We start from the raw sequence: 14,108 nt of genomic DNA on the forward strand, positions 1-14,108 counted from the left end.
TGGTGCCGCTCGTGAGATGATGGGTTTCGCTACGCTCTACCCATCCTACGCTACTGACGTATCATCCAAACAAGCGGAAGAATTCGTAGGGTGGGCAAAGGAGCGTAGCGACGTGCCCACCTTCAGTTGTCGTGCTCGTGATGGTGGGCACGCTTTGCTTTGCTCACCCTACGATCCACCCTACGCCACCAGCGCCTCGGCCCCGCGCTGGGCCTGTAGCAGGCTGACGACCTCGGCATTCGGCCGGGCCCGGCTGAACAGAAAGCCCTGGCCCTCGTGGCAGCCTTCGGCGCGCAGACAGCTCAATTCGGACTCGGTCTCGACGCCTTCCGCCGTGATGGTGACGCCGAGCCCGATGCCGAGGCTGACGATCGAGCGCACGATTGCTTGCGCATCGGGATTGGCGCCGAGGTCGCGGACGAAGGATTGGTCGATCTTGATCTTGTCGAACGGGAAGCTGCGCAGGTAGCTCAGGCTCGAATAGCCGGTGCCGAAATCGTCCATCGACATCCGCACCCCGAGCGCGCGCAGCGCGTGCAGCGTCGCCAGCACCTGGCTGCTTTTCTCCAGCAGCAAGGTCTCGGTGATCTCGAGCTCGAGCCGGCGCGCCGGCAGCCCGGACTGCTTCAGCGCGTCGGTGACGACAGACAGCAGATTGCCGGTGCGGAATTGCAGCGGCGACAGATTGACCGCAACACGAACGTCGTCCGGCCACTGCGCCGCATCCATGCAGGCGCGATGCAGCATCAGCCCGCCGAGCGCATTGATCAGGCCGGTCTCTTCCGCCACCGGAATGAACTCGCCGGGCGAGATCATGCCGCGCTCCGGATGCGGCCAGCGCACCAGCGCCTCGAAGCAGGTGATCCGTCCGCTCGCGAGATCGACCAGCGGCTGGTAGTACGGCCGCAGCCCCTCGTTCTGGATCGCATCGCGCAGATCGAGCTCGATCTTGCGCCGGCTCTGGGCGCGCGCATCCATCTCGGCCTCGAAGAACGAGAAGGTGCCGCGGAAATCGCTCTTGGCGCGCGACAGCGCCATGTCGGCGCTCTTCAGGAGCTTCTCCGAATCCTCGCCGTCGCCGGGCGACATCGCGATCCCGATGCTGGCGCCGATCACCACCGAATGACCCTCGAGCAGATAGGGCTCGCCGATCGCCTCGAGGATGCGCCGGGCCAGCAGCACGGCGTCCTCGGGCCGCGTCACGCCGCCCTGCACGATCGTGAACTCGTCGGAGTTGAGGCGGGCCAGCGCGTCCTCGTCGCGCAAGGTCGAGCGCAGGCGTTTTGCCACCCCGCGCAACAGCTTGTCGCCGATGCCGTGGCCGAGCGTGTCGTTGACCGCCTTGAAATTGTCGAGCCCGAGCATCAGCACCGCGACCTTGTCGGTGCTGCGGCGGGTGTGCTGCAGCATCTCGTCCATCTGCTGACGCAGCAGATTGCGGTTCGGCAGGCCGGTCAGGCCGTCATGCTGCGCCATGAAGGCGAGCCGCGCCTCGGCCCGCTTGCGCTCGGTGATGTCCATCAGCGCGAGCAGCACCGCCGGCTGGTCGCCATGCATCAGCTGGCGCGAATAGATCGCCAGATCGATCAGCGTGCCGTCGGCGCGCACATGCTTCCAGGTCCGCGCCGCCTGCTCGTCGCTGCTGCGCCCCGAGGCCCAGGGCAATTCGGCGTCGAACGCCTGCAGGTTCTTGATCGTCAGCTTCTCGAATTCGGCGCGGGCATACCCGTAATGGGCGATCGCCGCGTCGTTGACGCCGAGGATGTGCTCGCCGTCGAGCGCGCAGACGATCATCGGCACCGGATTGCTGTCGAACAGCAGGCGGAACGAGGCCTCGCGCTGCTTCAATTCGGTGATGTCGACGCGCAGACCGACGATGCCGCCGTCCGAGGTCAGCCGCTCCTCGATCAACACGACGCGGCCGTCGGCCAGCACCTGCTCGTGCCGTTCGCCGGGCTGGTACATCTTCCTGACCCGCTCGGCGATCCATTCCTCCTCGCGGCCCTCGGCCTCGGGATAGTCGCCGCGCTCGACGCCGATGCGGATGGTGTCTTCGAGGCGCGCGCCGCGCTCGAACAGATCGGCGCTGCGCTGGTAGATTTCGGAATATTTCTTGTTCCAGAGGATGTAGCGGCCCTCGGCATCCAGGAACACGATGCCCTGCGGCAGGATATCGATCGCCTCGCGCAGACGTGCGTTCGATCTGCGGGCTTCCGCGATCGCGGCTTCTGCCTGCGCGCGCTGGCGCACCAGTTCGCCGATCTCGACAGCGGCGCGGCGCGACGGGCCCGACAGGCGCGGCGCCGGCTTGGCCTGATCGCCGCGCCGTCTGGATCCGATCGCCGGCTTCGACTTCTTGATTTTCTTTGGCCGCATCATCGGAGTAGCACGCCCCACGCGCATTTCAGCTCGGTGGCATTTCTCCGATAAGTATCTGAAAAATTGGTATCTCTTGACGAGTAGCTGCGCTGCCTGAGAAGACCCGGCTTGCCCGCTTTGCAGGCGCATTCGCGCACCGCGCGAGCTAGCCCCGCCGTGCAAGCGCGATCGATCGGAGATTTACGGGCGGAAGCGCCGATGCATGGTGAGGATTGGGTAAACGACCGCGCGATTGCCCAATCCATGCGCTGAACTCCGCCCGCGCGCATCAATATGTGTCAACGTGCGACAGGGTTATCGCGCGGTTAAGGCGCGCGATGGCCTCTCCCCGTTGGGGAGAGGTAAACCGAACCTGCGGCCAAGCCGATTCGACATTCCGCTTTAGTTCGTGATCTCGATGCGCGTGCTGCCGCGGCCTTCGCGTTCGACGAGGCCGTAGAGCGCGGCAGCATGCGAGGGATGCAGGCGCACGCAGCCATGCGAGGCCGGTCCGCCGAGACGGGCGAGATCGTTGGTGCCGTGGATGGCAAAGCCGCCATGGAAGAAGATCGAATACGGCATCGGCGAGTTGTAATATTTCCGCGAGAACCAGCGGCGCGCCATCATCTGCGGATGGAAGACCCCGTTCGGGGTGCCGTAGCCGCTGCGCCCGGTCGACACCGGCCAGCTGTAGCGCGGTGCGCCGTCGACGCTGACCTCCATGCGCTGCGATGATTTATCGATGTGGACGACGACGTCGGCGCGCGCCGGAGAGAGTGCCGATGCCATCATGGCAACCACGGCTGCAAATGCCAGCCGTACGCGAAATACGTTTGTCATAATACGCCTGCCCTGAAATTTTATTTAGTCGCATGATGTCGCCCGCGACCTGGATTTGTAAAGTGCCGCAGGTCACACGCAGACGGAGAAGCCGCGGGTAATCTTAATCCAGCCTGTGGGCGATCAAGCGATTGCGATGATAGCGCCGTTCGCTTGCGTCGAATCCATGTTAGCCTCGCGCCGACAGAGTGATCCGAATGACACCCCGCCGGCTTCTGATCCCGCTCCTGCTCTCTGCTCTTGCCGCCGGCAGTTTTGCCTGGGCGCAGGACAAGGGCACCGTCAATCCGAAACCGCTGCCGCCGCTCGCTAACCCTAACGACCCGAAGCTCGGGGCGAGGGAATTGTTCGCGCGCAAGGTGTTGCCGGCGGCGCTGCCGACCCGATCGATCGGCGGCTACACCAGGGGCTGCATCGCCGGCGCCGTAGCAATGCCGCTGAACGGCGACACCTGGCAGGTGATGCGGCTGTCGCGCAACCGCTATTGGGGGCACCCCGACATGATCGCGCTGTTGAAGCGGCTCGCCGCCAAGGCGCACAAGGACGCCGGCTGGCCCGGTATCCTGGTCGGCGACATCGGCCAGCCGCGCGGCGGCCCTGCGCTGAGCGGCCACGCCAGCCACCAGATCGGAATCGACGCCGACGTCTGGCTGACACCGATGCCGGATCGCAAATTGTCGCGCGAGGACCGCGAGGAGATGTCGGCGGTGATGATGGTGCGCGACGACCGGCTCGACGTCGATCCGCACGTCTTCACGCCGGGGCATCTGCTGGTGCTGCGCGATGCGGCGCAGGAGCCGGCCGTGCAGCGCATCTTCGTCAATCCCGCGATCAAGAAGGCGCTGTGCCGCGAGGCCAAGGGCGACCGCAGCTGGCTGTCGAAGATCAGGCCGTGGTGGGGCCACGACTATCACTTCCACATCCGCATGCGCTGCCCGCCCGGCAGTCCGGAATGCAAGGGACAGCCGTCGCAATCCGACGAGGACGGCTGCAAGCCGTCCGACCTCGCCTACTGGTTCAAGGATTCGGTGCTGCACCCAAAACCTTCACCAAAGCCGGAGAAGCCGCGGCCGCCGGTGACGCTGGCGCAGCTCCCGGCAGACTGTCGGACCGTGCTGAACGCGCCGGACGCCAAGCAATAGTGCGGCGGATTTTGCCGGCGGCAATTCATTGTCGCCGCAACTTGGGTTAGTATCGCTCCACGAACGCAACGATGACGACCATCGACCCGAGGAGCCGACATGCCTCTCAGAATTGCGATCACGGCGGCGCTGATCGCCACGCTGCAATGTTTCACCGGGTTGAGCACGCCCGTCAAAGCGGCCGATGACCCCGCTTCTGCGAACGCCGCTGCTGCGGAGATTCCCTGGCCGACCCAATCATGGCCGGTTTCGACGCCCGAAGAACAGGGCATGGACCCGGCGAACCTCGCCCGTCTGGTCGAGAACGTCGGCAGCTACAAGCAAGACAGCTTCATGGTCATCCGGCACGGCCGGATCGTCGCGGAGGCCTATTACGCGCCTTATGTGGCCGGCATCCCGCACGACCTCAGGTCGGTGACGAAAAGCGTGATCGGAACGCTGGTCGGGATCGAAGCCCAGCGCGGCGAGCTGGATGATGCCAATCGCGCCGTCCTGGATTTCTTCGCCGACAAACCGCGTATCAACGACGACGACATCAAGCGGGCGATGACGGTCCAGCACCTGCTGGACATGACATCGGGCATCAAGTGGCGGGAAAGGGCCTACACGCCGGACGAGACCATCATGCAGATGTATCGAAGCCCGGACCGCGTGAGCTTCGTGCTCGACCAGCCGATGTCGAATGCACCCGGGACGCAGTTCTACTACAACAGCGGCAATCCCTATGTGCTGTCCGCCCTGATCACCAGGAAGACCGGCCAGAGCGCGTTTGATTTCGCCAAGAAGGAATTGTTCGCGCCCCTCGGCATCACCAACGCCACCTGGGGCCGCGTCGACGCCCAGGGCGTCACCGATGGTGAATCCGGGCTCTACCTCACGCCGCACGACATGGCGCGGATCGGCTATCTCTATCTCCATGACGGCATGTGGGACGGCAAGCAATTGATCCCGCGATCATGGGTCGAGCGGGCGAAAGCCGGGCCGGTGAAGGCCACGTTCGGATTTCATTACGGAAATCTGTGGTGGTCGCTCCCCGCGAAGAACGCCTACATGGCGCGCGGCCGCCATTCGCAACTGATCCTGGTGCTTCCGAAGCTGGACATCGTCGCGGTGATGACCGGCGTCCTGCGCGACGACGAGTATTACGCGGTCCCGCGCCTGATCGACGACATCTCGAATGCAGTCAAATCCGAGACCGCTTTGCCGGCCGATCCGATCGCAGAATCGCTGCTCACCGTCGCGATCCGCCAGGCTGCGACCGAACGGCCGTCCGCGCTGGGCGGCACGCCCGAACTGGCCAAGACGGTCTCGGGGCGGACCTATCGGATCGACAACAACGATCTGCACGTCAAGACGTTCGCGCTCAATTTCGTCGGGTCGGACTCGTCCTGGACGATCACCACCGAGACCGGAAAGCCGGATCATCCCGAGCAGCAGTTCACGGGACCGATGGGGCTCGACGGCACGTTCCGCACCAGCGCGCCGGCGTTCTACGGCATCAACGCCGTCAGGGGCCGCTGGCTCAACGAACATACCTTCGCGCTCGAACGCCGGATTCTCGGCCATGGTGAAACGCAGAGCTGGTTCCTGACATTCGACGGCAACAAGGTGAGCGTCGCATTCGAGAATACCGACGGCGCCAAGGCTGAACTGCATGGGGAAGCCATGGAATGAGCCGGGAAGATCGGCTAAATCGGGTCAGCTGATCTCCTCATTCCTCATGATTGCGTTGGACTGGACATGCACAAACCGCTCCTCACCGCATTGCTGTTGATCGTCTCGGCCCCCGCCTTCGCGGCGGAGGAGCCGAGCGGCTGCGACAAATTCAAATGGCCGATCGACCATGCGCGCGCCGCGCTGACCGCGCCGGACCGCGCCAAGCTTGCCTCGGGCAGCGAACAGGCGGCATTGCCGTCGACCGCGATCACGCTGGCGCTGGTGACGCCTGCGGACGCCAAATTGCCGACGCCGCCCGAGCGCGCGCCCAAGGACGGCACCTTCGCCGGCTTCACCAGCTTCAAGACCGCGCCGAAGGCCGGGCTCTACACCGTCAGCCTGTCGGCCGGCGCCTGGGTCGATCTGGTGCAGGACGGCCATTTCCTGAAGCCCAAGGCGTTCAGCGGCGCGACCGATTGCGAGGGGATCCGCAAGACCATGAAGTACGAGTTGACCGCGAGCCCGTTCGTGCTGCAGGTCAGCGGCGCAAAGGACAACTCGCTCTCGATCGCGATCCAGCCCTCCGAATGAGGGCGCTCCGTTAGACAAAGGGTCGCCTTTACCCGTCACACCAGCCTGATATTGTTGGTCTATCGCGATATTCCGGCGGCCGTAAGCCGTCCGGAAAGCGGCAGAACAGCGCTTCGGCCCTTCGCACCCCACCCACCCAACGCCCGATTTGCGCGTGACCGTTCGCGCGCGAACTCGCACGGAGCGCTTCTCATGCAACGTATCGCCGGACTTTTCACCGCCTTCGTCATCCTGCTCGGCGCGATCCATTCGCCGGCGAAAGCCGAGGACAAGACGCTCACCGTCTTCGCCGCGGCCTCGATGAAGAACGCGCTCGACGACATCGACGCGGCCTATACCGCCAAGACCGGTGTCAAGGTCAACGCCAGTTACGCCGCGAGCTCGGCATTGGCAAAACAGATCGAGCAGGGCGCGCCGGCCGACGTGTTCGTCTCCGCCGACACCGACTGGATGGACTATGCGATCAAGCAGAAGACCATCAACGAATCGACCCGGGTGAACCTGCTCGGCAACTCGATCGTGCTGATCGCGCCGAAGGATTCCAAGATCGACAACGTCGCCATCGCCCCCGGCTTCGATCTCGCCAAGCTCGCCGGCGACGGCAAGATCGCGACCGGCGACGTCAAGGCGGTGCCGGTCGGCAAATACGCCAAGGCCGCGCTGGAGAAGCTCGGCGCCTGGCAGGCCGCCGAGCCGAAATTCGCGATGGCCGAGAGCGTGCGTGCCGCGCTGACGCTGGTGGCGCGCGGCGAGGCCGTGCTCGGCATCGTCTATTCGACCGACGCCAAGGTGGAGCCGGGCGTCAAGATCGTCGGCACCTTCCCGGCCGATACGCATCCGGCGATCATCTATCCGGTCGCGGCGACCACGACCGCGAAGCCGGAGACCAATGATTATCTCGCCTTCCTGCGCACTTCAGCGGCCAAGGCGATCCTGGAGAAGTACGGCTTCAAGTTCCTGATCACTCCGACGACCTGACCGCGTGTTCGATATCTCGCCAACCGAATGGACGGCGATCCTGCTCTCGCTCAGGGTCGCCGTCATCGCAACCTTGGTGGCGACGCCGTTCGGCATCGCGTTCGCGTGGCTGCTGGCACGGCGCGATTTTTGGGGCAAATCGCTGCTCGATGCCGCCGTGCATCTGCCGCTGGTGCTGCCGCCCGTCGTCACCGGATATCTGCTGCTCCTGACCTTCGGCCGCCGCGGCCTGGTCGGCGGTTGGCTCGCCGACCATCTCGGCATCGTGTTTGCCTTCCGCTGGACGGGAGCTGCGCTTGCCTGCGGCGTGATGTCGTTTCCGCTCTTGGTGCGGCCGATCCGGCTCTCGATCGAGGCGGTCGACCGCCGGCTCGAGCAAGCGGCTGAGACGCTCGGCGCCGCGCCGTGGCGGGTGTTCGCGACCGTCACGCTGCCGCTCGCGCTGCCCGGCGTGCTCGCCGGCATGGTGCTCGGCTTTGCCAAGGCGATCGGCGAGTTCGGCGCCACCATCACCTTCGTCTCCAACATTCCCGGCGAGACCCAGACCATCTCGTCCGCCATCTATTCGCTGATCCAGACGCCGGACGGCGACACTGCCGCGGCACGACTCGTGATCATCTCGGTCGCGCTGGCGGTCGGGGCATTGGTCGCAGCCGAAGTGTTTGCGCGCCGCGCCACCGCGCGCCTGCACGGGCAATAGCGATGCTGCGCGTCGACATCACCAAGCAGCTCGGCGAGTTCACGCTGACGGCGGCCTTCTCCAGCGAGGGCCGCGTCACCGGCCTGTTCGGGGCCTCCGGCTCCGGCAAGACCTCGCTGATCAACATCATCGCGGGGCTGCTGCGCCCCGACCGCGGCACCATCGTGATCGACGGCGAGACCGTCGACGACACCGCGGCGCGCATCCACGTCCCGACCTATCGCCGCCGCATCGGCTATGTGTTCCAGGATGCGCGGCTGTTTCCGCATCTCGATATCAGGCAGAATCTCGACTACGGCCGCCGCATGAACCGCCTCACTGAGGATCCGGCGCAGCGCAAGCGCATCGTCGATTTGCTCGATATCGGCGCACTGCTGGACCGCCGCCCCGGAAAGCTCTCCGGCGGCGAGCGCCAGCGCGTCGCGCTCGGCCGGGCGCTGCTGTCGAAGCCGCGCCTCTTGCTGCTCGACGAGCCGCTCGGCGCGCTCGACGAGAGCCGCAAGCTCGAGATCCTGCCCTATCTGGTGCGGCTGCGCGACGAGGCCGGCGTGCCGATGGTTTATGTCAGCCACGACGCCGCCGAGTTGCGCCAGCTCGCCACCCAGATCGTGATGCTGCGCCGCGGCCAGGTGACCGCGTTCGGCGGTGTCAAGGTGCTGACGTCGGGCGCCTAGCTGGTCGTGCCGCAAAAGGCGGCATAAGATTGCCCAGCTTGTCGGCTAGGCGCCGATCGGAGCGCCACACGGGCGCGTGAGGAAAGGCATATTGTGCGACTGACCGGCTGGATATTGCTGCTGATCGGCCTCTTGCTGTGCGCGACCATCGCCTGGGCGCCGCTCGGCTTCCTGCTGATGGGCATCGGCCTGATCTCGCTGCAGGTCGCCGAGCGCAGCCGGCAGCGGGCGGATTTCGCGGTGGTCCGCCCCGTCGGACTGTTGCCGCCGCCGGTCGGCGCCGGGCTGCGGCCGCCGACCTTCGAGCCGGTCGTGCCGCAGCCGGATGCCCCACCGGCGCGGCAGCCCCGCCGGGTGGCCTGGCCCAGCAAGAGCAGCGACGGTCCCTATGACCGGGAGGCGTGGGGCCGGCTGGTCGAGAGCGACCCCGACCTGGCGCAGCTCGCCCACGTCCTTGCCGATTACGGCCCGCAATATGTCGACGAGCTGGCAGCAAGCTATCTCGCTGCACCTGACAAGAGCCGGCTCGGCGCGATCGTCGACGGCATCATCGCCAAGGCGCGCGGCACCCAGGCAAAGCCGGTTCCGCCGCCGATTCCGGCACAGGGATCGCGGCCACCGCCGCCACTGCCCCGGGTAGAGCCCCAGCCCATGACCGTGCCGGCTGAGGACCGCAGGCCAAGCCCCGCTCCGCCAGCAGCGGCCTCGCCACCGCCCCCGCCGTTGCCGGTCAACCCGGCCGATACGCTCGAGGCATCCCTGATCGCAGCCGTCGAGGAGGCCTCCGCCAAGGCGGCCGCCGAGCGTGCCGATCCGCCCATCAGGCCGACACAGAGCCGTCCGGTAACCCGGCGCGAACCCGCGTTCCGCAGCGTGCCGAGAGACTCCAAGCCGGACATCACCGCCGACGCCAAGCCCGCTGCGCCGCCGCCGCTGCCGGCAAGCGGATCCCCCGATCTCGAAGCGTCGCTGATCGCCGCGGTCAACGAGGCCGCCGCGAAGCGCAGCGATGTCCCGAGGCCGGCGCCGCCGCCGGAGCGGACGCCGATCGTCGCAAAGCGCGCGCCCGATATCCGGGTCGTCGCGAAGGAGCCGAAGCCGGCTTCGCCACCCCCGGTGCCGCCGTCGCGCAAGCCCGTCGACGATCTCGATGAGTCGCTGCTTGCGGCGCTTGCCGAAATCTCCGGCGACAAGCTCGGCATCAAGCCCGACGCTGCGCCCAAAGCCTCGCCGGACGTCAAGGCTCCGCCAGACCTGAAGGCTCCGCCAGAGCTGAAGGCTCCGCCTGAGCTCAAGCCCTCGCCGGCCCCCGCAGCCGCGCCGAGCCCGCCCGCCACGGCCCGCGCCGAGACCACACCGAGCCCGCCGGTCGACGACGACCTCTCCGAGATGATCAAGAAGTTCGCGCCGGACTCGAGCTTCCTGCGCAAGCAGTGACGCCGCGGCCGCCAGCCTCAAGATGACGGGTTGATAGATCAGCTTATTCGGTGTCATCACCCGCGCATGCGGGTGATCCAGTATTCCAGAGACCGCAGTGCTTGAGCCGAGAGGCCGCGGCGTACTGGGTCGCCCGGTCCATGTGCGCAATTGCGCACAGGCCGGGCGATGACAGCGGTGGATGAGGACATCGCTTCACATCCTCTCACACGCCCGCCACCGAGGCCCAGATATTGGCGAGCTTGCGCCTGACGATTTGCATGCGGGTCTGCGGCGCCGGCTCCTCCTCTTCCTCGGGCAGGCGGAGGCCGACGACACTGACCCGGCCGCCGCTGATATTGCGCGCCACCAGCACGATCGTATCGAGCGCGAGCTCCGCGCCTTCCTTCGGCGCGTGGGCGAGATGGACGTCGAAATAGTCCGACAGCGTCAGCCTGGCTTCGCGCTCGTCGACCTTGACGCCATAGATCTCGGCGAGCTCGCCGAGCGTATGCTCGCCCGAGACCATGAAGTCGCCGAGCAGATGCGGATCGGGCGCGGCGGACGGCGGCATGTCGACAAAGAAGCGGTCGAGCGCCTCGGCGCGCTCCGGCGGCGCCAGCAGATAGATGTAATCGCCGGGCGCGACCGGATCGGCCTCGACCGGCGTCAGGATCCGTTCGTCGCGGATGACGAGCGTCGGCTTCGACCAGGACGGAATCAGTCCGCGGCGGAAATACAGGCTCTTCGGCCGCACCGGATAGCCGACCAATTGCTGCTCGAGCTGGCCCGGCAGATCCAGTTCGACGCGACGCGGACCGCGCTCGGCACGCGGCAGCGCGACATGCAGCCGCCGGGCGGCGGGCGCCAGTGTCCAGCCCTGCAACAGCAGCGAGATGATGACGACGACGAAGGCGACGTCGAAATAGAGGTAGGCCTTCGACAGACCCACCAGCATCGGGATCGAGGCGAGGAAGATCGCGACCGCGCCGCGCAGGCCGGTCCAGGCGATGAACACCTTCTCCCGCCAGTTGAACTTGAACGGCGCAAGACAGATCATCACCGCCAGCGGACGCGCGATCAGCATCAGCGCGAACGCGATCAACACCGCGCCGCCGAGGCTCGAGAGCAGCCGATGCGGCGACACCAGCAGCCCGAGCAGCACGAACATCACGATCTGCGCCAGCCAGGTCGCGGCGTCGAGGAAGGTCACCACTGAATTGTGCGCCCGGGTCGGCCGGTTGCCGATGATGATGCCGGCGAGGTAGACCGCAAGGAATCCGGAAGCATGCACGATCTGCGAGCCGCCGAAGATCACCAGCGCCGCCGTGGTGACGAACGGCGCATGCAGGCCCTGTGGCAGCGCCACATGGTTCAGCGCGATCACCACCAGCCGGCCGCCGATCACGCCGATGATGGCCCCTAGCACCGCCTCCTGGATGAACTCCATCGCAATGTGCGAGGCCGAGCTCTGGCCGACCGAGATGAACTCGACCAGCATCAAGGTGAGGAAGATCGCGAACGGATCGTTGGTGCCGGATTCCGCCTCCAGCGTGGCGCCGACGCGCGGGCGCAGCCGCAGACCCTGGGTGTGCACCAGCAGGAACACCGCCGCTGCGTCGGTCGAGGCGACGACGGCGCCGACCAGCAGCGACTCGGTCCAGTTGAGGTCCAGCACATATCTTGCGACCGGTGCCGTAATCAGCGCGGTCAGCAGCACGCCCGCGGTCGCGAGCACCATCGAGGGCACCAGGACGGTGCGGATGCTGGCAAACCGCGTCTTCAATCCGCCGTCGAACAGGATCAGCGCCAGCGCCACCGAACCGACCAGATATGTGGTGCGGACATCGTCGAACTGCAGCCGTCCCGGCCCGGAATCGCCCGCCAGCATGCCGACCAGCAAGAACACCAGCAGCAGGGGGGCGCCGAACCGCAGCGCGAGCAGGCTCGAGAGGATTCCGGCCATCACCAGAACCGCACCGAGCAGGATCGCTATACTGACCGAGTCGAGGGATGCCATGCGTGTTCAGAAGGGACCAAATACTTGCAATTGCATCCTTATCGTCGCCACACTTCGACGCCAACCGATTTCTGCCGACAGCGGCAATCTGCCCGCTTGGCGTCTTGTTTGAGCATGATCCTTCCGGAAAACCGCTTCACAGTTTTCCGGATCATGCTCTAGGTCGCCTCGACACTGTGTTGTATCGATGGTCGCAGCCGTGCCCTTGTGGGATTCTCCCCGCGCATTCGAATCACATTTGCCTGACCCGCGCTTCGAGTTGAGATTTTGCCGATGGACATGAGCTGGAAAGACGTCCTGGAATTGATCCGAACGACGGCGAGCTCGTTCGGGGCCGAGATCGCCTCACCGTGGTTCTATCTGCAGTTCGGCATCATCCTCGCGGCGGCCGGCATCGCCTACGCCGCCGACACCGCGATCCACGCCCGGGTCCAGATGTCGTCGCTGGCGACACGCTGGCCGTTGCCGCTCCGGCATTTCGCGCGGGTGATGGTGGCGAGTGCCTCCACGGCGGTGTTCGCCGTGCTGATGGTGATCTCGCGCATCGTGATGTGGCATACGACCTGGCCGAGCCGCAGCTATCTGGTCGCGGTCTCCGCCAAGCTCGCGCTGGCCTGGCTGGTGATCCGGCTCGTGACCTCGGTGATCGACAACGCCTTCATCGTCAAGCTGGTCTCGATCGCGGCCTGGTTGGTGGCAGCGCTCAGCATCATCGGCCAACTCGACGGAGCCGCCGACATGCTCGATTCGGTTGCCATCGTGGTCGGCGGCCTGCGCCTGACGCCGCTGCTGTTGATCAAGGCCGGCGCGGTCCTGATCGTGGCGCTGTGGCTGACCAACATCGCCAGCAATTTCGCCGAGAGCCGCATCAACCGCGCCAGCGACCTGACGCCGTCGATCCAGGTGCTGCTGGTCAAGATCATCCGGATCGGCCTGATGGTGCTGGCGATCGCCATCGCGCTCGACGCGGTCGGCATCAATTTGCAGGCGCTCGCGGTGTTCACGGGTGCGGCCGGCGTCGGCATCGGTCTCGGCCTGCAGAAGATCGTCGCCAATTTCATCAGCGGGCTGATCCTCCTGGTCGACAAGTCGGTGAAGCCCGGCGACCTCGTCACCATCGGCGACAATTCCGGCAAGATCAGCGCGATGAAGACCCGCTACATCTCGGTCGCTGCCGGCGACGGCCGCGAGTTCCTGATCCCGAACGAGGACCTGGTGACGCAGAAGGTCACCAACTGGACCTACACCGACAAGAACACGCTGGTGAAGATCGCCTTCTCCACCAATTACGACGCCAATCCGCGCCAGGTCTGCAAGCTCGCGGTCGAGACCGCATCCGCCCATCCGCGCGCCACCAAGGGCAAGACGCCCAACGCCATCCTGACCGAATTCGCCGAGGCCGGCATGAAGTTCTCCCTGACCTTCTGGATCGCCGATCCCGACGGCATGGACGGCGTCAAGAGCGACGTGATGCTGGCACTGTGGGACGCTTTCAAGCAGGACGGCATCAAGGTGCCCTACCCGGTCCGGGAACTTCGCATCCGCGGCGGCGCGCTGCCGGTCGAGAGCGTGGTCGAGGTGTCGGGTTAACCCTCGAAGGCGCTGTTCCGGGCCCGGGTTGGCCCGGAAATTATCCGTTTCGGCATCGTCCCCATGCCCAAGCTTGGCTTGCGCGCGGCGCGCCGATCATTAAATTAGGCCCCAAAATCAGCCCTTTGCCGAGAGAAACTGCC

Annotated in this window: 11 protein-coding genes; 8 read left to right on the top strand and 3 right to left on the bottom strand. The window is 65.9% G+C overall.

Going from position 1 to position 14,108, the window contains the following annotated elements; all coding sequences use genetic code 11:
* Positions 1–180: 180 nt before the first annotated feature.
* Positions 181–2,376, bottom strand: coding sequence for a putative bifunctional diguanylate cyclase/phosphodiesterase (locus IC762_RS32830; RefSeq protein WP_433995929.1), 2,196 nt, complete (start codon positions 2,374–2,376; stop codon positions 181–183).
* A 384-nt stretch (positions 2,377–2,760) separates the two neighbouring features.
* Positions 2,761–3,198 carry a L,D-transpeptidase gene (locus IC762_RS32835; protein ID WP_210338406.1) on the bottom strand — a complete coding sequence of 146 codons (438 nt, stop codon included), beginning with the start codon at positions 3,196–3,198 and terminating at the stop codon, positions 2,761–2,763.
* A 197-nt stretch (positions 3,199–3,395) separates the two neighbouring features.
* Between IC762_RS32835 and mepA the strand changes: the two genes are divergently transcribed.
* The 7 genes from mepA (at position 3,396) to IC762_RS35640 (ending at position 10,376) form a co-directional block, all read left to right on the top strand.
* Complete coding sequence (gene mepA, locus IC762_RS32840) at positions 3,396–4,340, top strand: penicillin-insensitive murein endopeptidase (RefSeq protein WP_195786216.1); 945 nt, start codon at positions 3,396–3,398, stop codon at positions 4,338–4,340.
* Between the two features lie 99 nt (positions 4,341–4,439).
* On the top strand, positions 4,440–6,014 hold the full coding sequence (locus IC762_RS32845; protein WP_195786217.1) for a serine hydrolase domain-containing protein: 1,575 nt from the start codon (positions 4,440–4,442) through the stop codon (positions 6,012–6,014).
* A 66-nt stretch (positions 6,015–6,080) separates the two neighbouring features.
* Positions 6,081–6,587 carry a hypothetical protein gene (locus IC762_RS32850; RefSeq protein WP_195786218.1) on the top strand — a complete coding sequence of 169 codons (507 nt, stop codon included), beginning with the start codon at positions 6,081–6,083 and terminating at the stop codon, positions 6,585–6,587.
* A 192-nt stretch (positions 6,588–6,779) separates the two neighbouring features.
* A complete protein-coding gene (gene modA, locus IC762_RS32855; RefSeq protein ID WP_195786219.1) occupies positions 6,780–7,565 on the top strand; it encodes a molybdate ABC transporter substrate-binding protein in 786 nt (261 codons plus the stop codon).
* A 4-nt stretch (positions 7,566–7,569) separates the two neighbouring features.
* Positions 7,570–8,265, top strand: a complete 696-nt coding sequence (modB, locus tag IC762_RS32860; protein WP_195786220.1) for a molybdate ABC transporter permease subunit — start codon at positions 7,570–7,572, stop codon at positions 8,263–8,265.
* 2 nt (positions 8,266–8,267) lie between these two features.
* Positions 8,268–8,939, top strand: a complete 672-nt coding sequence (gene modC, locus IC762_RS32865; protein ID WP_195786221.1) for a molybdenum ABC transporter ATP-binding protein — start codon at positions 8,268–8,270, stop codon at positions 8,937–8,939.
* Between the two features lie 93 nt (positions 8,940–9,032).
* Positions 9,033–10,376: a hypothetical protein gene (locus IC762_RS35640; RefSeq protein ID WP_283816312.1), complete on the top strand. Its 1,344-nt coding sequence runs from the start codon at positions 9,033–9,035 to the stop codon at positions 10,374–10,376.
* A gap of 205 nt (positions 10,377–10,581) precedes the next feature.
* On the opposite strand, the gene IC762_RS32875 is transcribed toward IC762_RS35640, so the two are convergent.
* A complete protein-coding gene (locus IC762_RS32875) occupies positions 10,582–12,375 on the bottom strand; it encodes a potassium/proton antiporter (RefSeq protein ID WP_195786222.1) in 1,794 nt (597 codons plus the stop codon).
* Positions 12,376–12,648: 273 nt separating this feature from the next.
* On the opposite strand from IC762_RS32875, the gene IC762_RS32880 reads away from it, so the two are divergent.
* Positions 12,649–13,965, top strand: coding sequence for a mechanosensitive ion channel family protein (locus IC762_RS32880; protein WP_195786223.1), 1,317 nt, complete (start codon positions 12,649–12,651; stop codon positions 13,963–13,965).
* Positions 13,966–14,108 lie beyond the last annotated feature (143 nt).

The sequence above is a fragment of the Bradyrhizobium genosp. L genome (assembly GCF_015624485.1).
Lineage (GTDB): Bacteria > Pseudomonadota > Alphaproteobacteria > Rhizobiales > Xanthobacteraceae > Bradyrhizobium.

What these genes read in the sequence shown, in the direction of transcription:
- IC762_RS32875 (WP_195786222.1), bottom strand. Translation starts at nt 12,375, where the DNA reads ATGGCATCCCTCGACTCGGTCAGTATAGCGATCCTGCTCGGTGCGGTT.
- IC762_RS32880 (WP_195786223.1), top strand. Translation starts at nt 12,649, where the DNA reads ATGGACATGAGCTGGAAAGACGTCCTGGAATTGATCCGAACGACGGCG.
- modA (WP_195786219.1), top strand. Translation starts at nt 6,780, where the DNA reads ATGCAACGTATCGCCGGACTTTTCACCGCCTTCGTCATCCTGCTCGGC.
- IC762_RS32845 (WP_195786217.1), top strand. Translation starts at nt 4,440, where the DNA reads ATGCCTCTCAGAATTGCGATCACGGCGGCGCTGATCGCCACGCTGCAA.
- IC762_RS32830 (WP_433995929.1), bottom strand. Translation starts at nt 2,376, where the DNA reads ATGCGGCCAAAGAAAATCAAGAAGTCGAAGCCGGCGATCGGATCCAGA.
- mepA (WP_195786216.1), top strand. Translation starts at nt 3,396, where the DNA reads ATGACACCCCGCCGGCTTCTGATCCCGCTCCTGCTCTCTGCTCTTGCC.
- IC762_RS32850 (WP_195786218.1), top strand. Translation starts at nt 6,081, where the DNA reads ATGCACAAACCGCTCCTCACCGCATTGCTGTTGATCGTCTCGGCCCCC.
- IC762_RS32835 (WP_210338406.1), bottom strand. Translation starts at nt 3,198, where the DNA reads ATGACAAACGTATTTCGCGTACGGCTGGCATTTGCAGCCGTGGTTGCC.
- modC (WP_195786221.1), top strand. Translation starts at nt 8,268, where the DNA reads ATGCTGCGCGTCGACATCACCAAGCAGCTCGGCGAGTTCACGCTGACG.